We start from the raw sequence: 18,201 nt of genomic DNA, 5'->3' as shown, positions 1-18,201 counted from the left end.
TCTTCTCCTCCACAGGCTGAGGGAAACGTCGTTCCAGGTCAGCGCACTCGTCTCGCGTTGTACACAGGACTCGTCCCCAGTTGTGCACAGTGTTGTCCACGGGCTGTGCACAGAGGTGCGGGGTTGTCCACACCATGGTCCACACCGGCGTCCACAGGGCGGTTTGCGGGGGTGCCGGGGCGCACCTACCGTCGCGGGAGTGTCGGTGGCCCACGGTAGAACGAACACACGGCCTGGGTGAAGCCAGCAGACAGCCAGAGAGCGGAGCAGCATGTCGATCGAGGAGCTCGAATCCTCCTATCACGGGTCGCCCGCAGCGTTCGACCGCACCCCTCCGCAGGACGTCAACGCCGAGATGAGCGTTCTCGGCGGCATGCTCATCAGCAAGGACGCCATCGCCGACGTCGTCGAGACGATCCGCGGCAGCGACTTCTACCGCCCCGTCCACGAGACGGTGTACGACGCGATCATCGACCTGTACGGGCGCGGGGAACCCGCAGACGGCATCACCGTCGCCGACGAGCTGCGCCGGCGCGGCGAGCTCGAGCGTGTCGGGGGAGCGGCGTACCTCGCCGACCTCGTCGCGGGTGTCCCCACGGCGGCCAACGCCGGCTACTACGCGCGCATCGTGCGGGAGAGGGCCGTGCTGCGCCGCCTGGTCGAGGCCGGGACTCGCATCGTCCAGCTCGGCTACGCGCGCGACGGCGGAGACGTCGACGACATCGTGAACAACGCGCAGGCCGAGATCTACGCCGTCACCGAGCGACGCACCAGCGAGGACTACCTGCCGCTCGCCGAGATCATCGGCGGGACCATGGACGAGATCGAGGCGGCCGGGCACCGCGGGGAAGGCATGACGGGCGTGCCGACCGGGTTCGCCGACCTCGACCGGCTCACCAACGGGCTGCACGCCGGGCAGATGATCGTGATCGCCGCGCGACCGGCTATCGGCAAGAGCACCCTCGCCATCGACATCGCGCGCTCCGCCTCGATCAAGCACGGGCAGGCCTCGGTCGTCTTCTCGCTCGAGATGGGCCGCAACGAGATCACCATGCGCCTGCTCGCCGCCGAGGCGCGCGTCCACCTCCAGAAGCTGCGCAACGGCAACATGGGCGACGACGACTGGCAGAAGCTCGCCAAGGTCATGGGCCGGGTGTCCGAGGCGCCGCTGTTCATCGACGACTCGCCCAACATGTCGCTCATGGAGATCCGAGCCAAGGCGCGCCGCCTCAAGCAGCGGCACGACCTCAAGCTGATCGTCATCGACTACCTGCAGCTCATGTCCTCCGGCAAACGCGTCGAGTCGCGTCAGCAAGAGGTTTCCGAGTTCTCTCGCGCGCTCAAGCTGCTGGCCAAGGAGCTTGAGGTCCCCGTCATCGCGCTGTCACAGCTCAACCGTGGGCCGGAGCAGCGCGGCGACAAGAAGCCGCAGATGTCGGACCTGCGCGAGTCGGGCTCGATCGAGCAGGACGCGGACATGGTCATCCTGCTGCACCGTGAGGACGCCTACGAGAAAGAGTCCCCGCGCGCCGGCGAGGCCGACCTCATCGTGGCGAAGCACCGCAACGGGCCCACGGACACGATCACGGTGGCGTTCCAGGGGCACTACTCGCGGTTTGTGGACATGCAGGCGTGAGGGTCGATTGTTGTCGACGCGCAGCCTAGTTTTCGTAATCGGGCAGAGACGTTTCGTAGGCATCGCTTAACACCTGAACCCGAGTACTGAGCACCTGATTGACAGGTGTAGCCCACCAGGGGCCCACCTGCTGCAGCGATGGAGGGCCGGATGAGCAAGCAGAGCGATCGGCACGTGGTCCCGAACCCGAGCGGCGGGTGGGACGTGAGGGCGCCTGGCGCATCTCGCGCCAGTGCGCACACAGACACGCAGGCGCAGGCCCGGGATCGCGCCCGACAGATCGCCGGCAACGCTGGCGGTGGCGAGGTGCGGATCCACAGACGAGACGGCCGGATCCGAGACTCCGACACCGTGGCGCCCGGGAATGACCCCAACCCGCCTCGGGACAAGCGGTAGAGGCCGCGTGCGGGTGTCGGTCGAGGCGGAGACTGTGGCCCGTCCCTCTAGCCGCTGGCGAGTGAGATCTGGATTTCTGGGTGGTGGCAAAGGGGTTGCGCCGTCGGGTGAGTGAATGTACATTCACTCATATGATGCGCGCCACGCTCTCCACCGCGGAGCTCCGCAAACCGGTCGTCGCCGAGGCGGCGGTCCGGGAGTTCGCCCGCGGTGGCTACCACGGCACGACGATCGCCGACGTGGCCCGCGCTGCCAAGATCTCCCCGGCCTACGTGGTCAAGCTCTTCCCTCGAAGGAGCGGTTGTTCGTCACCGCGCTGGAGAGCTGCTTCGGCCAGATCGTCGAGGCGCTCGCCGCCGGGGCCGACGGCGCCGAGGACCCGTCGCCCGACGGCACCCTCGTCGCCATGGGTGGCGCCTACGCCCACCTCATCACCGACCGCACGCTGCTCATGCTCCAGGTGCACGCACAGTCGGTCGCCGAGCTCCCCGAGATCGGCGAGGCGCTGCGTGCCGGGTTGCGGCAGGTCGTGGACTTCGCCAAGAGCCGGTCGCGCGCCTCGGACGAGGCCGTGCAACGTTTCGTCGCGTACGGCCAGCTGTGCCACCTCATCGTCACCGCGCAGATCGACGACGTCCCCGAAGCCTGGGCACGCCTCCTCACGGAGGGCATCCGCCACCCCGGCTGACGGGTTCGCGGCACAAGCCGCACCGCCTGTACCTCCCGCGATTCCGCCTGCGACCCCATGTCGGCGACCCCTTCCGACGACTCCTGCCGACGACTCCTGCCGACGCGGCCTGTCGTCACACTCATGCCCACGCAAGTGAGTGACTGTTCACTCTCTATCCGATCGGACCCATCATGAACACACAAGACGCCACTCCCACCCTCCCCACCACCATCGACGAGTCCGCCACGGTCGTCGTCCGCCGCGAGATCCGCGTCCAGGCGCCGATCGACCTGGTCTGGCGACTGCACGCCGACGTCGACGGCTGGCCTTCCTGGAACGCCGACGTCGAGTCGGCGCGCGCCGACGGGCCGCTCGTCCCCGGTGCGACCTTCGGGTGGACCACGCACGGCCTCGCGGTCACCTCGACCGTCTACGCGGTCGACGCCCCGCGGCGCATCCTCTGGGGCGGTCCGGCGCAAGGCATCACCGGCATCCACGAGTGGACGTTCACGGCCGACGGCGATGCGACCGTCGTCCGCACCGCCGAGTCGTGGGAGGGCGCCCCCGTCCAGGCCGACGCCGAGAACCTGCGCGCGGCTCTCGACGCCTCCCTCGCCGCGTGGCTCGAGCGCCTGCGGGCCAAGGCCGAGGCGAAGGTGGCCAAGCGCGCGGCCAAGACGCGCCGCCGCCGGGCCGCCAAGGTCCTGGCGTGGACGTCGCTCGGCCTGACCGCCCTCTTCGTGCTGGCCGAGCCCTGGCTGCTCGTCCCCGTCCTCACGTTCGCGCTCGCACTGAGCCTGTGGGACTGACCATGGACCTGACCGTGACGCCGGCCGTGACGCCGGCCGTGACGCCGGCCGTGACGCCAGCCGTGGAAGAGTCCCCGGCACACCCCGCGCCGACCGCGTCCCGCGACGCGGACGCCCGCCCGGCACGGGGTCCCGGACGTGCCGCCCGGATGGCGGTCCTCGCGGCCGCCGGACTGACGATCATGGCCCCGGCCCTCATCGCCCCGAGCCTTCCGGCGATGGCCGCAGGGCTCGGGGACGAGACCCTCGCCCGGCTCGCGCTGACCATCACGTCGCTGGCCATCGCCGTCGGCGCACCTCTCGCGGGCGCGCTCGCCGACCGGATCGGACGCCGCCCTGTCCTGCTCAGCGGGCTCGCGGTGTATGCGGTGGCCGGGTCGGCCGGGCTCGTGGTGCCGGACCTGGGCTCGCTGCTCGCCTCCCGGGCGGTGCTCGGCCTCGGCGTCGGCGCGGTCACGACGGCGGTCAGCACCCTCCTCACGGACTGGTTCGCCGGCCCGCGGCGGGCCACCTACCTCGGCTATCAGCAGGCGGCGGCCAGCCTCGGCGGGGTGGTGCTCCTGCCGCTCGCCGGGCTGCTCGCCGACGTCGGGTGGCGTGCCCCGTTCTGGCTCTACACCGCTGCGGCGCCGATCGCCGTCCTGGCCCTCGTCGCGGTCCCGCGGTCGCGGTGGGCCCCTGCCCTCGCTGCGCGACCGGCGGGAGGCCCGACGTCGTCCGGCGCGCCGGGGCCACGCACCGCCGCCCGCGTGACGGGGCTGTACCTGCTCGCCCTCGCGGCGACCGGCGTGTTCTACATGGCTCCGACGCAGCTTCCGTTCCTGCTGGGCGGACTGGGCGGCGGGCCGGGCTTCGGGCCGGCCGTCGTGGGCGTCGCGATCGCCGGGTCGACGCTGACGAGCCTGGCCGGCTCGCTCGCCTTCCCCGCGCTGCGTCGGCGCCTGTCGCCCACGGCCATCACCCTGGCCGCGCTCGTCCTGCTGGGAGCGGGCTGGTCGCTGATCGGCCTGGCCGACGGGCTCGGGCTGGTCGTCGCAGGGCTCCTCGTCGGCGGGGTCGGCGTCGGGCTCACCGTGCCGAACCTCAACCTGCGCCTCGGCGAGCTCGCCCCGGGCGGACGTCGCGGCCGGGTGCTCGCCGGGCTCGTGACCGGCATCTTCCTCGGGCAGTTCGTGTCACCGCTGGCGACCGCGCCGCTCGTGGTCGCCCTCGGGCCCGACGGCGCCTTCACCGCCGCGGGACTCCTCACCACCGCCGGCGCGGCCGTCGTCGCGCCGTTCCTCCTCCGGCCGCACCGCGGCCGCTGAAAACCACCACCGAAAGGAAACGACCATGATCGTCCACGGCAACCGCTTCACCATCAAGCCCGGCGTCACCGCCGAACAGCTCGAGGAGGCGCTCGAGAGCCTGCGCACCCAGGGCCGCGTCATCCCCTCCGTCCGCTCCTTCGTCGTCGGCCGCGACCACGGCGGGGAGTACGAGTGGGGCGCGACCTTCGTGATCGACGACCTCGACGGCTACTGGGAATACCTCATCCACCCCGCACACCGGAACACCGACCGAGTCGGCCTGCCGCTCGTCGACACGTTCGCGTCGTTCGACATCACCGACGACGACGACCCCGCGATGGGCGCCAAGATCGCCGCGCTGCACCAGCGGCGCTACGACAGCGACGCGACGCTGACACAGCTCGTGTCCGACCTCGGCGAGTACACCGGCAGCGCCGCGCCGGGTCCGCACGGCCACTGACCGACCGCCCACGCCAGGCCGGCCCCGTACGGGCCGACCCGGCGTGGGCGTGCGGCGTGCAGCGCGAGGCCGCCGGGGTGTCGAGGTTCCCGCAACGCTAGGCTCCTCTCGGCGCCCGGCCACGACCCGTCGGCCTGGGGTGATACCTGCCGGGTATCGCGCCGACCTCGAAGGTAGTAGCCGGCCCGGGCGCCCGGAGGGATGGTGATCAGCGCAGCCGACCCCCGGCTGCGCCAGGTTCCGAGGAGCATCCCATGTCATTGAGCACGTCTCACAAGGTCGTCGTGATCGGCGGGACCAGCGGGCTCGGCCTCGCCACAGCGCAGGCCGTCGCCGCGAAGGGTGCGGCCGTCGTGGTCGCGTCACGCAACCCTGCCGGCGTCGACGCCGCCCTGCGCGAACTGCCACCCACGGCTACTGGGCACGCCGTCGACGCATCCGACCCCGTCGCGGTCGCTGCGTTCCTCGACGCCGTCGGCCCGTTCGACCACCTCGTCTACACCGCGGGGGAGAACTTCGCGGCGACCACGCTCGACGGCTACACGGCCGAGGCGGGGGCCCGGTTCCTCGGGCTGCGGCTCGTCCACATGCTCGACGTCGTGCGCCAGGCCGTTCCGTACCTGCGCGAGGGTGGCACGATCACGCTGACCGCCGGCACCGCAGCGTTCAAGGGCGGCCCGGGCTGGTTCCTCGGCGCGGCCGTCTCCGGGGCGGTCGTCGCGGCCGTCAGGTCGCTGGCCGTGGAACTCGCCCCGCTGAGGGTCAACGCCGTGGCCCCCGGCGTGGTGCGCAGCCCCCTGTGGGCCGGGATGCCCGAGGCCGACCGCGAACTCATGTACGAGGTCACGGGCAAGTCGCTGCCGCTCGGCCGCGTCGGGGAGCCCGAGGACGTCGCCCGGGAGTACGTCCACCTCATCGAGCAGGACTACGCGACCGGCGTGGTCAGCGTCGTCGACGGGGGAACGGTGCTCGTCTGAGGGCACGACGCGGCGGAGGCGTCCGGGGCCGAGACGGCCCGGACGCCTCCGGTGCGTGGCGTGCTGGTGGCGTACGGGCGGGCCGTGCTGGTCGCGTGCTCGTGGCCGTGCTGGTGGCCGCGCTCGCGCTGCGGCAGCGCTGTGGAAGCGCCGGGCGGCCGCGAGGTCCGGCGCAAGCCGAGCCAGAGCCGGTGCATGCCGGGTGCAAGCCGGGTGCATGCCGGGTGCATGCCGGGTGCATGCCGGGTGCATGCCCGGCGCGGCCCCGGTGCGAGCCTCGCGTGCGCCCTGCGCGGGCCCCTGCGCGGGCCCCCGCGCGGGCCCCTGCACGGGGCCTGGTGCGAGGCGCCGACGGCGGGCCGCGCCGTCGGCCGGTCGCGGTGCCCGGGCGCGACGCCCGCCGCCAGGATCATGATGGTCCTCACGACGGCGAACGTGCCGGCCGCAGTGAGCCCGGCGGCGACGAGCCCGTCTGCAACGAGCCCGTCGGCAACGAGTTCCTGGGGAGGAGACCACTGAGACCCGGTCCGCGGGTGCCGGATCGTGACCCCGATGCGTGAGGGAGCAGCATGGACGTCGACCTGCGGAAGCTGCGCTACTTCGTCGCCGTGGCCCAGACCGCCTCGATGCGCGCGGCGGCGGACCAGCTCTTCGTAGCTCAGCCCGTGCTCACGCGGCAGTTGCGCGCGCTGGAGCAGGAGCTCGGCGTCCGCCTGCTCGACAGGTCCCACCTGGGCACCACGCTGACCCCGGCCGGTGAGCAGGTGCTTGAGGACGCGCTGCCGCTGCTGCGAGCCGCCGACGCCCTCGAGCGCCGTGCCTCCCGGGCGCGCGAGGACCGGAGGCTGCTCACGATCGGGTTCATGCCGGGGCTGATGGTCACGGCCATGGTGTCCCGGTTCTGCGACACCCACCCGGGCTGGGACGCCGACGTCGTGCGCACCTCGTTCATCGACCAGGTCACGGTGCTGCACGAGGGCACGGCCGACGTCGCGTTCGTGCGCTACCCGCTCGACGAGGCCGGACTCGTGGTGACACCGCTGGCCGAGGAGCCCCGGGTGGTCGCGCTGCGGCACGACCACCCGTACGCCGATCACGAGCGGATCGACGTGCGGGAACTCCAGGACGAGCCGCTGCTGGACTCCCCGGATCTCGTGCCCGGCTGGGCCGGCGACTTCCTGCCCACGAGCCGGCCGGGGGTGACGACACGCTCGATGGAGGAGAAGCTCGAGCACGTCGCCGCGCGCCGGGGCATCGCCATCGTCGGCGCGTCGGTGGCGGGGATGTACCCACGGCCCGAGGTGGTGTATCGCCCGCTCGACGGTGTGCCGGACGCCCGCGTGGGCCTGGCGTCCGTCGCCTACCGGACCGCCCCCGAGATCGCGGCCTTCCGGCGGATCGCCCTGGAGGTGGCGGTGCCCACGCTCGGCGGCAGCTTCCGGGCCTGGCGTGCGAGCACGGACGCGCGCCCCGCCGAGCACGAGCCCGCCGAAGCGCCTGATACCCGGCAGGTATCACCAGGGCTGGGCAGGTCGTAGCCGCGCGACCCGGCGCGGCATTCGTCAGGCGCACGATCTCCTCGCTGCCTCGGCGGAGGTCTCCCGAGCGTCGGGACGACAGGCGCGCACGGTGGCGCGGCGGAGGGCGCGACGCGCGGGCGTCGTCAGCGGTTCGATCCGTCGTCGTGCGGAGCGAACACGTGCCCCTCCTCGAATCCGTCCACGGGTCCGTCCCCGGGCCCGTCTTCGGGCCCGTCTTCGAGGTCGTTCAGCACGCCGACGGCTGACTCCACCTCCCCGCCCCACGCTTCGATGCCCTCGCGTGCCGCGAGCCCGGCGACGACGAGGGCCGCCAGCGAGTCGGCCCACTGCCACCCGAAGACGCTGTTCGCGAGCAACCCGACCAGCACCGTCGCCGACAGGTAGACGCACAGGAGGAGCTGCTTCGCGTCGGCCATGACCGACCGGGAACCGAGCTCGCGTCCGGTGCGGTGCTCGATCCAGGCGAGCCCCGGCATGACGACCAGCGAGGCGACGGCGATGCCGATACCGAGCGGGGAGTGTGCGACGTCGTCGCCGTGGCCGGTGAGGTGCAGCACCGCCTCGACGGTGATGTACGCGGCCAGCGCGAAGAACACGATCGCGATGACCTTGACCGTGGCGCGCTCCCAGCGCTCTGGGTCGCGCCGCGTGAACTGCCAGGCGACGGCGGCGGCCGACGCGACCTCGATGACCGAGTCCAGGCCGAACCCCACGAGCGCCGTCGACGACGCGACGTGCCCGGCGCCGAGCGCGACCGCAGCCTCGACGACGTTGTACGCGATGGTCGCCGCGACGATCCAGCGCACGCGCCGGTGCAGTGTGGTGCGGCGGGCGTCGGGCACGGCTGCGGCGGTCATCGGGTCTCCGTGTTGATCTTGTGTGCCGGTGTCGTGTGCCGGTGTTGTGTGCCGGGCCCGGGACCCCGCGCGTGAGGGGTTCGGGGCCGGGGGCGGGCGTGCCGGGGCTCGGGTGTGCTGTGGTCAGGTGTGCGAAGGCGGTTCGTGCCCGGCGTGGCCTGCGGGCTCGAGCTGGAACGTGGAGTGCTCGACGGCGACGCCGAACTCGGTCGCGACGCAGTCCTGGAGCCGGTCGAGGATCTGCGGGGCGTGCCCGTCGCGGAAGCACTCCGGCGACACGACGACGTGGGCCGACAGCACCGGAAGGCCGGTCGCGACAAGCGAGGCGTGCAGATCGTGCACGCCCTCGACGTGGTTCATCGCGAGCAGGCGTGCGCGCACCTCGCTCAGGTCGAGGCCGGGCGGGGTCGACTCGAGCAGCACGTTGCCCGTCTCCACGAGCAACCGCCCCGCGCGCGGCAGGATGAGGATCCCGATGAGCAGGCCCGCGACGGCGTCGGCGCGCTGCCAGCCGGTCGTCGCGATGACGACGGCCGCGACGATCACCCCGACCGACCCCAGCGCGTCGTTGACGACCTCGAGGAACGCGGCGCGCGTGTTGTACGACGCCGCGCGCCCCGCCCGGAGCACGAGCAGCGAGGCGATGTTGCCGACCAGGCCGACGGCGCCGAACACGATCAGTTCGCGCGACGGCACCTCGGGTGGGTCGAACAGCCGGCCCGCGCCCTCGGCGAGCACATAGATCCCGACGACGAGCAGCACCCCCGCCTGCGCGCCCGCCGCGAGCACCTCGACGCGCAGCAGCCCCCACGTGCGCCGCGGCGTCGGTGGACGCAGCGAGAGTGACGCGGCGGCAAGTGCCATGCCGAGCCCCGCGACGTCGGTGAGCACGTGCGCGGTGTCGACCAGGAGGGCGAGCGAGCCCGTGATCAGGGCGCCGACGGCTTGCGCGACCAGGATTGCGGCGGTGATCGCGAACGCGACCGCGAGGCGACGTCGTTGGTCGGTTCCTGCGCCCGGGACTGCGTGGCCGTGGTCGTGGGTCACGGCGCGGCCTTGGTGTGAACCGCACGGCGGACCGCGCCAGGGGCCGTGTCGCGCGAGCCGCCAGATTCCCGGCCAGCGGTCTCGTGTTCGGGGCTGCGGTGGGCGTCCCCCGGGGCATCTGCCTCCGCGTGCGCGGCGTTGTCGGCGGTGCGGTGTGACGCGGACCCGTACGACGGGCACAGCGCGACGGCGTCGCCCGTGAGGGCGAGCAGTCGTTCGGCCGCCGCGAACAGGGCGAGCGTCGAGTCCCGGTGCGCGAGCGAGAAGACCGATGCCCGGCCGACGGCGCGCGACTCGACCAGCCCGCAGTCCCGCAGGCAGGCGAGGTGCTGGGAGACGGTCGACTGCGCCAGCCCCAGGTGGCGGGTCAGGTCGACCACGCGGTGCTCGCCCAGCGCGAGATGCCGGACGATCGACATCCGCGTCGGCTCCGAGAACCCGCGGAACAGGCATGCCGCGGCCTCCATCGCGAGGCTGTCGGCATGCCTGTTCCTGTCGGTTCCGTCGGTTCCGTCGGTTCCGTCGGGCCCGCTGGGCCCGTTGTTCCCGATGGGCCCGTCGTTCCCGCGGGGCCCGTCGTTCCTGTCCGCCGCGTCGTCCCTGCCGACGCGGCTGATCCCACCGACTTCACCGGCTTCGTGAATCATCGCCACCGGACGATGCTATCGGCAGCGCGGCCGAGCATGCAGTGTCGGCGGAGGGTTCGGCGTTCGAGCCCCTGGGACAGCTCGTTCGCCCGGGGCGTTCGGCGCGGCGTCAGCCGTCGCCGCGCCCGAAGACCTCGCCCCACACGCCGTCCGTCACGCCGACGCCCACCTCGACGAGGGAGCAGTCGAGCATGATGCGCCGGTGCCCGTCGGACCGCATCCATCCGTCGACGGCGTTTGCCGCCGGTCCAGGGCCGAGGTACAGGATCTCGCCGCCCGGGCTGTCGTACCCCTGGGCGCGGACCCGGTCGGCGAAGCTCCTGCCGTCCAGGCTCTGGTGGTCGAAGTAGCCGTTGGCTGCCATGTCCTGAGTGTGCAGGCGCATGGCCGCCGTGAGGCGCGGGTCGACCGTGACGGCCGGACAGCCCGCCTGGGCTCGCCGGGCGTTCGTCAGGTCGAGCACCTCCTTCTCCAGTGGAGTGAGGGCGGCGCTACCTGGGTCCGTCGCGCGGGGCGTGGTGTCGGGCGCACCTGCGGGAGCCCCGGAATCGGATGCCGGCGTTGTCTCGGACTCGTCACCCGGCCGCGGGTGCCGGGTCTTCGCGCTTCCGCTCTCGGTATCCGTGTTGCCGGGACTCGTGTTGCCGGGACCCGTGTTGCCGGGGCCGGCGGCGACGGGAGAGTCTCCGTCGACGTGATCGGTGCCTGCTGGAGTGCCTGCTGGGGTGCCAACTGGGGTGCCAGCCGAGGTGTCGGCGGACGCGTCGCTCGAGGTGTCACCCGGGCCGGGTTCGGATTCGGGCGCTGTCGGGTGCGCTGAGCGCGGTGCGGATGTGTGCACGGCGCGGGCGCTCCGAGACCCTCCGGCAGCCGGGCCACCGTCTGCGGTGGCGGCGAGCTGGTGGGCCTCGCGGGGTGTGAGCTCTCCGGTTGCAGCCGCCGTCGCGAGTGCTGCGGGGCCACCGAGCACCAGGGCCTCGCCGGCTGCGAGTGCGATCAGGGCCATCGAACGTCGGTGCCCCGCCCGGGCGTGGCGGCGGGGGTGGCCTTGAGCGTTCGTGCGCGTGCGGTTCGTCATCTGCGTCTCCTCACAGGGTGCGGAGGGGGTTTCGTGGCCATGGATGGCCTCTGTGTGTTCACCACTGGGCCGCTGGACCGGCTGCCTTGGTTGCGCGAGCCGAAGCGGGAACCGGATTGCCTCCTTGTCTCCGATATCTGGCCGTGGCCGACATCTCGTGCTTCCGGTCCGGTCGCCCACGCTGCCATCAATCGTGCCTGCGATCCAGCCTTTCGAACGTTCGTTATTGATCGGTTCGTGATGCGCGTAGCGACACGCGCTCGCGAACATTCCTTCGTGGTGTCGTTCCTCGGCGCCGTCGCTCAGCACGTCTCAGCGGCGTCTCAGCGGCATCTCAGCGACATCTCAGCGACGTCCCTTCTGCTGGTCCCACGCACTTCAGGTACCTGTGACTGGAGTCACATGATCCCCGTGTCATCGCGGTCGCCTCAAATGCGTTGTCACCGTGCGCCCACGCGAGGCGGCGTCGCCGGGAGTCGCCGGGAGTCGCCGGGAGTCGTGGGGGAGTCGTGGCTACTGATCGGCGAGAAGTCGGCGACATGGACCGAGCCGGGGAGAGATGCACCGAGCCGGGGAGAGACGCCATGAAGTCGAGACGGAAAGCCACAGGGCGTGGAACGCGGCAGAGTCGAACCGCGGTTGTCTCCGCGGTGGTGCTCTGCCTCCCGCCTCGGCCTCGGTGACGATGTTCGCCGGGTCGGCGGTCGCCGCCGAAGGCGCAGACGGGCTGTCGCTGACCACAGCGCCTGCCGTGATCGGCGTCGGCGACGCACAGGGATTCACGCTCATGGTCGAGGACTACAACGACTCGAACGTGTCCGACGCATCGTGCGTCACACCCGGATTGCATATGGAGGCATACATGCGAACCCGCAACGTTTCGCTAACAACAGCAGTTCTGGTCAGTGCCCTGGCACTGTCCGGCGTCGGTACCGCCCACGCGGACGAGCTCCCGGCGACATCGGACGGTATCGCGGAGGTTGTGGCCGCCGCGACACCGCCTGATGTCGCCGGGGACGAAGCCAGCGCAGTGGCTAAGCCGGGCGGGTCGTACGCGAGCGAGGGCACGGACGTCCAGGTCGCGATTCCTAGGACGACTGACGGCGAGGTGAATGCAACGGCGCAGACGGAGTCAGGGCCGGTATCTGTGAGCGTGGGCGTGGTGGCGGATGAATCCGTGCGTGGAGCCCTTGCGTCGGATGGCAGCGTCGTCTACGCCGGGCAGGGGTCCACGGACGCAACGGTTCAGCCCACGGAGGACGGGATGCGCATCCACACCGTGATCTCGGATGCGTCGGCCCCGACGCGGTTCGTGCACGACGTGACCCTGTCGCCCGGGTTGCGCCTGGTGATGATGAGCGACATCCCAGTCGACAACGCCGAAGGTGCACTCATGCACGAGGCGGGCGAGCCGAGCGGCGTTCTGTTTCTCGACGCCGAGGATCACGTGGTGGGTGGGTTCTCGTCTCCGTGGGCCAAGGACGCAAACGGGATGGACGTGCCCACCCACTACGAGATTCAAGACGGCGCCCTCGTCCAGTACGTCGACCACATGGGCTCCGATGTCGCATACCCGGTAGTTGCTGACCCGTATCTTGGGTTCTCTCTGATCAGCAGCGCCTCGTGGACGAAGTATGCGGAGGGAAGGACTCTCAAGGTGACACCCACCGGGTGGTCGCGCGCCAATGCGGGCAGCTACCTGGCGGGTGTTTCCGGCTGGGACGAGCTGTACTCGAAGTACAAGAACAGTGGGTTGAACACGAACCTAGATGGAATGCGCGACCAGTACATCTGCCACCAACAGATTGTAGCGCTCCGGTCACCAGGTAAGTCGACCTGGAACCTGGACGAATGGCGCCCCGACGTCAGCTACGTGCAGACCGTCAACTCATCCTGCAATCCGGGGGGAGCCAAGTGGTTCGACTGATGTCCTCCTGACCACCGCTGCCTGGTGGGGCGAGCTGCCCCCGCCGCTCCACCAGGTAAGTTCAGGGCCTGCGCCTGCGTTCGCGAGACACCGCGATGGCGGTCGCGGTGAGGAACCCGACGATGCTGACCAGCAAGAGGATCAGCGCAGCGCCGTCCCACGCTGCGATAGCGGGCTCGGAAGGCATCGGCTCGACTGGTTCGTCCTGAATTCTGATCCCCGCGACCCACCAGACGAACATGGCACTACAAGTGCCGACCACGGTGGAGGCGACCATCAGCCAGTGGCTCCAGTGCGATGGGGCACCGGCGTGAGCGAACGCAGTCGCAAGGACCGCCACCGCGGCGGCGAAGGCCAGCAGGGGCAGTTGGCCGAACAACAGCCCAGCTACCCCGAGCAGGGCTAGCCCGACCCAGCACGCCGCGGCAACGAGCGCACCCTTACCGCCGGTGAAGGCGTGTTCGACCTGACGAATCCGCAGCCGCACCGCCATTGCGACCGCACCCTTGGCAACGTCACGTTGTGCCAGCCCATAATGCGGCGCGTCCGCGAGATCGGTGCGCCATTCGTCCGCGTAGCGATCCCGATCTGCCCGCGGCGTTATCCGGATCGCCCGCTCGACACGACGCTCAACCTTGTCCACTCAAACCTCCCCATTGCCACTCGCGACCTCGGACTCCCGGCCCAGCTTCATTCGCGCCCACCGTGTCCCTGAGGCCGTCAGCTCATACATCCGGCGCGGAGGTCCAGGACGAGCAGAGCCCAGGTCCCATCTCGACACGACGAACCCCTCCCGTTCAAGCCTGTCGAGCAGCGGATAGATCGTGCCCGTCGGCCTCCGCGTCAACGACGAGATGCGCAGACCCCACAGGCCGCCCTGCGCATCAAGGAGCGCCCGAGGGTGTCGCGCATCGCGGGAGTCAGACGAAGGTAGCCGCTCACGCAACTAACTCTATATATCTCGGATTGCGTTGTCGACTGGTCGCGGAACAGAACGCCCGGCCCCCGCCGCTCGAGCCCGGGCCGCCCTAAACGGGACGCCACCCGCCGACCTGGCCGACAACGTGGAGGATCGCGGTGTATCGCCCATGGCACGGCCCGGCGAACATCTGGGAGTCGACGTGCCCAGGACACGACAAGCTCAGGACACGACAAGCTCAGGACACGACAAGCTCAGCCGACCGGACCGCTCCTGCGCGTCCGGCCTCCGGTTCGACGTACCAGAGCGAAAGCGTGTGACGACCCGCGTTCAGGTCGGGCCAGATCGCGCGCTGCTCGCCCTCGGGCGGGATTCGCAGCGGTGAGGCGAACTGTCCGTCACGCGTCGCGCCGACGAACCGGTCGGGTGCTCCAGCGACTGGGACGACGTCACTCCCGCCGTCGTCGAGCCAGCCCAGTGCGGGGGCCGACCGTCGTGCCGGTAGCGGCCCGCGCAGCACCGGCGGGGTGGGCTCGGAGGGCCGACCAGCGGCCGACGTCGCAGCCGCCGCGGGCACGGCGCGAGCGGCAGCCGGGGGAGGCGGTGCAAGGGGATGCGGTGCAGTGGGAGGCGGTGCCGGGGACGGTACCGGGGAGAGCAGAGGAACGCCAGCGGCATTTCTGGGCGCGGGGCGCGGCGGAGGGGGAGGGAGACGGCGGCCGGGGTGGCTGCGACCTGCTCCTCGGGGAAGAGGCGCAGCGCGGTGCCGCGATGCGCCGTCCAGAACCCCATCGCGACGCCGAGCCCGGCGAGCATCGCGACGATCGCCGCGACGACCGCTTTGGCCTTCACCATCAGCATCGGCCAGCACCAGTGGGCCGCTGTGATCGCGGACCCTGGGAGCAGAAGAGCCCACACCGCAGCGAGAGGGCCGACGGCCGCGGGGAGCCTGCGAGCCAGGTGCTGCACGGCCAGAGCCGCCTCCCGGCAGCGCTGACACGACTCCAGGTGCCGCTCCAGGCGAGCCCGGACGCCGGGGGTCAGGGAGTCGCCGCGCTGGCGGCGGACCATCACGCCCATCACGGCACGGCACCCGTCCGGGACGTCGGGCGCGCCCAGGTGGACCGTCAGCCAGGCTCGGCGCAGGCTCTCCCGTGCCCGAGCCGCAAGCACGGCCACGCCGTTGGGCGCCAGCCCGTAGTGCGCGGCCAGTTCCTGGGGTGTGCGGCCCTCGACAACGGTGTACCAGAGCACCTCCTGGTACCGGGCGGGCACCGTGCTGAACGCGTCGGCGAGCAGCGAGCGGTCGGCAACGGCGTCGTCCACGCCACGCTCGAAGCGCCGCTCGAGGGCGACGGACTCGACGTCGGTCGCGTCGCCCGCCGGAGCGGCCCTCGCCCTGCGTGACCACGAGACGGCGACGTTGCGAACCGTGGTCAAGGCGTATGCGCGGAAGGCAACATCCGGGCCGCCCCCGAGCTCGATCGCCTCGAAGACCCTCAACATGGCCTCCTGGGCTGCGTCGTCACAGTCGGAGCCTGCGCCGTAAAGTCGCGCGACGGCGCGTACCACGCGCCAGTGCCGATCGAAGAGCGTACGGAACGCCTCGCCGTCGGGATCGCCGCGGCGGACGGCGGCGATCAGTTCGGCGTCACTGAGGTCCAGACTCGTGCTGTTCACCGGTCTCCTCGTGCTGCGTTGCCGTGCTGTGGTGCCTCAAGTGGGGGCCTCATGGGGCGGCCCGGATGGACGGGGTTCTGCGGCGTACGACGTGCGGTCGGTCGTGCTCGGTGGTTTCTGCTGGCTTCTGCTGGTTTCTGCTCGCTGAACGACGACGCTGCGGGACCCGGCACCCCCACCCGGGTGCCGAGTCCCGCAGCTGCTCAAGGAGCGGCGCGGTGTCCGCTCAGTTCTGGCGACGGCGCACGAGCATCAGCCCTGCGCCTGCTGCCGCGACGCCTCCGGCCACGGCCGCGAACGGGAGAAGCGACGAACCGGGCTTCCGGTCGATCGAGGTGCCTCCCGCGTTGACCTTGGCCCCGGTGCCGCCAGGCGTCGATGCCGGCGGCGTCTTGGCGCCAGGTGTGGTGATCTCGACCTTCGCCGAGTCCCTGGCACCCGGGTCCGGAGCCGACGGGGTCTGTCCTCCACCCACCGTGATCGTGACCTCACCGGAGCCCGGGCCACGGTTGGTCGTGTCCTCGGGGGTGCTGGTCGTCTCCTCGGAGTTCTCCGTGCCCTCGCTGCTGCCGTGCTCGCTGCTGCCGTGCTCGCTGCTGCCGTGCTCGCTGCTGCCGTGCTCGCTGCTGCCGTGCTCGCTGCTGCCGTGCTCGCTTCGCTGCTGCCGTGCTCGCTGCTGCCGTGCTCGCTGCTGCCGTGCTCGCTGCTGCCGTGCTCGCTGCTGCCGTGCTCGCTGCTGCTCGCTGCTGCCGTGCTCGCCGCCGCCCTTGCCGCCGCTGCCGTGCTCGCCGCTGCCCTTGCCGCCGCTGCCGTGCTCGCCGCCGCCCTTGCCCGACGGCCACTTGCTGTTCGAGTTGGTCAGGCCGCACCGGACCGTGCGCATCTCCCGCATCGAGATGTGGTTGACCTTCACCGACTCGTCGCCTTGGATCACGGCGTTGACGGCGATCGCGGCATCGGTCTGGGCCTCGGCCGTGGTGAACAGCGCCTCGGAGCGCCCGCCGTCTTCTGCGCCGCCGCAACCGCCCTCCGCGGTCACCTCATCGCTCGTGCCGACAAGAGCGTTCTGGCCGACCTCACCGCCGGCTCCGAGGTAGTACGCGACGCGCGCCGCCGTCGAGCCCGTGTGGGAGGCGCTTGCCTGGACCGCGACGTCGCCCTCGACCAGATAGGTGGTGTTCGGCTTGAGCCCGGTGACCGTCGTCCAGGCGACCTCAGTCGATGCCGTCCAGTCCGAGGTGCCTTCTGAGGCAGCCGAGCCGGACAACTCCACGGATGCGTCGCCAGCGGCGGCCCCGGGCTCTTGGCAGCCGGACTGGGCCGTGACGCTTCCACGGCTGCCGAACCGGACAGACTTCTCGAACGAGACGCCAGCCGAGCCCCGAATCGGATCGACTTCGCGAAGCTGAGAGAGGCGTGCATGGACCTGTCGGACCCGCTCGGCGCCGAGGCCCCGTTGCCGCGGACGCTGCTCGATGCGTTCCCGGAGGCGTTCCCGGAGGCGTTCCCGGACGCGTTCCCCACGGCGTCCTCCGGGGCGCTCTCGTGGGTGAACTCCGCGAGGAGCGTCTCGGATCCGGCGGACCGCGAGACAGTCACCTCAGGCGGCTCACCCGTGAAGCCGGCGGGCGCCACGACGCGGACCGACCCTGAGATGGCCGCGTCCTTGGTGATCTCGAAGATGAGGGGTGTCGGCGACGCCGGCGTCAGCTCCTTCTCGCCCTCGAACACCGACCAGGCCGCCGGGAGACCCGACAGCAGGTAGCAGTCGAAGTCGGTTCCCGCCTCGATCGTGTCGCTGATCTCGAGCGTGAACTCCACGCTGGTCGTGGTGTCGCCGGTCGTGGCGGCGCTTGACCCGGCGAGGCCCGGGGCCCCGTGCGCCGACCCGGCGTCGGCGGCCACCGGCGCGCTGCTCGCCGCGGCGGGACTCGCGAGGGTGATGCCCGCCGCGACGGGCATCACCGTCCCTAGCATCGTCGCGGCGGCAACCGCGACCCCCCGTCGTAGCGTGCGCTGCGTCATGTTGTCTCCCTGGCTTCGGTGCGTCGGCCATGCGCGCCGGACAGCCCGACGCACCGATGTGATGGCCGCGGGCAGGCTCGAATGACACCATCTCAATGTGAGCCACGCCACATTGCGGGTGGTCAGGAATCTCGCTATGCGTACCCCAGTCTTGCACAAGAAACGTCCAGATAAAGCACAGTTGCCCTGAGCGATGGCCGGCCCCGCCGCGCGCCGATGGCAGGCCGAAAGCGCGCAGGCGCC

At 71.3% G+C, this 18,201-nt stretch carries 18 protein-coding genes and 1 pseudogene; 11 read left to right on the top strand and 8 right to left on the bottom strand.

Features of this window, described 5'->3' with window-relative positions; translation table 11 throughout:
- Window positions 1-271: 271 nt before the first annotated feature.
- From dnaB to ET495_RS12745, 9 genes and pseudogenes are all read left to right on the top strand, one after another.
- A complete protein-coding gene (dnaB, locus tag ET495_RS12780) occupies window positions 272-1,636 on the top strand; it encodes a replicative DNA helicase (protein ID WP_129205116.1) in 1,365 nt (454 codons plus the stop codon).
- A 138-nt stretch (window positions 1,637-1,774) separates the two neighbouring features.
- Window positions 1,775-2,032, top strand: coding sequence for a DUF2188 domain-containing protein (locus ET495_RS12775; protein ID WP_342770104.1), 258 nt, complete (start codon window positions 1,775-1,777; stop codon window positions 2,030-2,032).
- Between the two features lie 131 nt (window positions 2,033-2,163).
- Window positions 2,164-2,271 (top strand): annotated as a pseudogene (locus tag ET495_RS19755) (TetR/AcrR family transcriptional regulator); the annotation flags it as partial.
- A 62-nt stretch (window positions 2,272-2,333) separates the two neighbouring features.
- On the top strand, window positions 2,334-2,720 hold the full coding sequence (locus tag ET495_RS12770) for a hypothetical protein (RefSeq protein ID WP_245993066.1): 387 nt from the start codon (window positions 2,334-2,336) through the stop codon (window positions 2,718-2,720).
- 173 nt (window positions 2,721-2,893) lie between these two features.
- The gene (locus ET495_RS12765; protein ID WP_129205114.1) at window positions 2,894-3,511 is read left to right on the top strand and encodes an SRPBCC family protein; all 618 of its coding nucleotides are present in this window, start codon (window positions 2,894-2,896) and stop codon (window positions 3,509-3,511) included.
- A gap of 2 nt (window positions 3,512-3,513) precedes the next feature.
- Window positions 3,514-4,818: an MFS transporter gene (locus tag ET495_RS12760; RefSeq protein WP_129205113.1), complete on the top strand. Its 1,305-nt coding sequence runs from the start codon at window positions 3,514-3,516 to the stop codon at window positions 4,816-4,818.
- A gap of 25 nt (window positions 4,819-4,843) precedes the next feature.
- A complete protein-coding gene (locus ET495_RS12755; protein ID WP_129205112.1) occupies window positions 4,844-5,260 on the top strand; it encodes a Dabb family protein in 417 nt (138 codons plus the stop codon).
- Between the two features lie 254 nt (window positions 5,261-5,514).
- On the top strand, window positions 5,515-6,237 hold the full coding sequence (locus ET495_RS12750) for an SDR family oxidoreductase (protein ID WP_129205111.1): 723 nt from the start codon (window positions 5,515-5,517) through the stop codon (window positions 6,235-6,237).
- A gap of 569 nt (window positions 6,238-6,806) precedes the next feature.
- Complete coding sequence (locus tag ET495_RS12745) at window positions 6,807-7,775, top strand: LysR family transcriptional regulator (protein ID WP_129205110.1); 969 nt, start codon at window positions 6,807-6,809, stop codon at window positions 7,773-7,775.
- A gap of 125 nt (window positions 7,776-7,900) precedes the next feature.
- Here the strand turns inward: ET495_RS12745 and ET495_RS12740 are convergent, their stop codons facing one another.
- The 4 genes from ET495_RS12740 to ET495_RS17765 all read right to left on the bottom strand — a co-directional run bounded on the left by ET495_RS12740 (window position 7,901) and on the right by ET495_RS17765 (window position 10,792).
- The gene (locus tag ET495_RS12740; RefSeq protein WP_129205109.1) at window positions 7,901-8,635 is read right to left on the bottom strand and encodes a cation diffusion facilitator family transporter; all 735 of its coding nucleotides are present in this window, start codon (window positions 8,633-8,635) and stop codon (window positions 7,901-7,903) included.
- 123 nt (window positions 8,636-8,758) lie between these two features.
- Window positions 8,759-9,682 (bottom strand): cation diffusion facilitator family transporter, encoded by a 924-nt coding sequence (locus ET495_RS12735; protein ID WP_129205108.1) that lies wholly within the window; start codon window positions 9,680-9,682, stop codon window positions 8,759-8,761.
- The gene (locus ET495_RS19750; protein ID WP_129205107.1) at window positions 9,679-10,149 is read right to left on the bottom strand and encodes an ArsR/SmtB family transcription factor; all 471 of its coding nucleotides are present in this window, start codon (window positions 10,147-10,149) and stop codon (window positions 9,679-9,681) included. The genes ET495_RS12735 and ET495_RS19750 overlap by 4 nt, the downstream gene beginning before the upstream one ends.
- 289 nt (window positions 10,150-10,438) lie before the next feature.
- Window positions 10,439-10,792, bottom strand: coding sequence for a CAP domain-containing protein (locus ET495_RS17765; protein ID WP_162616476.1), 354 nt, complete (start codon window positions 10,790-10,792; stop codon window positions 10,439-10,441).
- Window positions 10,793-12,092: 1,300 nt separating this feature from the next.
- Between ET495_RS17765 and ET495_RS12715 the strand changes: the two genes are divergently transcribed.
- Window positions 12,093-13,334: a DUF2599 domain-containing protein gene (locus ET495_RS12715; RefSeq protein WP_245993465.1), complete on the top strand. Its 1,242-nt coding sequence runs from the start codon at window positions 12,093-12,095 to the stop codon at window positions 13,332-13,334.
- A gap of 61 nt (window positions 13,335-13,395) precedes the next feature.
- On the opposite strand, the gene ET495_RS12710 is transcribed toward ET495_RS12715, so the two are convergent.
- From ET495_RS12710 to ET495_RS18220, 4 genes are all read right to left on the bottom strand, one after another.
- Window positions 13,396-13,977: a hypothetical protein gene (locus ET495_RS12710; protein WP_129205103.1), complete on the bottom strand. Its 582-nt coding sequence runs from the start codon at window positions 13,975-13,977 to the stop codon at window positions 13,396-13,398.
- Window positions 13,978-14,181 (bottom strand): PadR family transcriptional regulator, encoded by a 204-nt coding sequence (locus tag ET495_RS19745; RefSeq protein WP_211340844.1) that lies wholly within the window; start codon window positions 14,179-14,181, stop codon window positions 13,978-13,980.
- A 402-nt stretch (window positions 14,182-14,583) separates the two neighbouring features.
- The gene (locus tag ET495_RS12700; RefSeq protein ID WP_129205102.1) at window positions 14,584-15,933 is read right to left on the bottom strand and encodes an RNA polymerase sigma factor; all 1,350 of its coding nucleotides are present in this window, start codon (window positions 15,931-15,933) and stop codon (window positions 14,584-14,586) included.
- Window positions 15,934-16,159: 226 nt separating this feature from the next.
- The gene (locus ET495_RS18220) at window positions 16,160-17,206 is read right to left on the bottom strand and encodes a hypothetical protein (protein WP_162616474.1); all 1,047 of its coding nucleotides are present in this window, start codon (window positions 17,204-17,206) and stop codon (window positions 16,160-16,162) included.
- A 147-nt stretch (window positions 17,207-17,353) separates the two neighbouring features.
- On the opposite strand from ET495_RS18220, the gene ET495_RS12690 reads away from it, so the two are divergent.
- Window positions 17,354-17,698, top strand: a complete 345-nt coding sequence (locus ET495_RS12690) for a hypothetical protein (protein ID WP_129205101.1) — start codon at window positions 17,354-17,356, stop codon at window positions 17,696-17,698.
- Window positions 17,699-18,201: the final 503 nt, after the last annotated feature.

Source organism: Xylanimonas allomyrinae (assembly GCF_004135345.1).
Taxonomy (GTDB): domain Bacteria; phylum Actinomycetota; class Actinomycetes; order Actinomycetales; family Cellulomonadaceae; genus Xylanimonas; species Xylanimonas allomyrinae.
The sequence above is the reverse complement of the archived record's forward strand: the minus strand, read 5'-3'. Positions and strand labels throughout refer to the sequence as shown.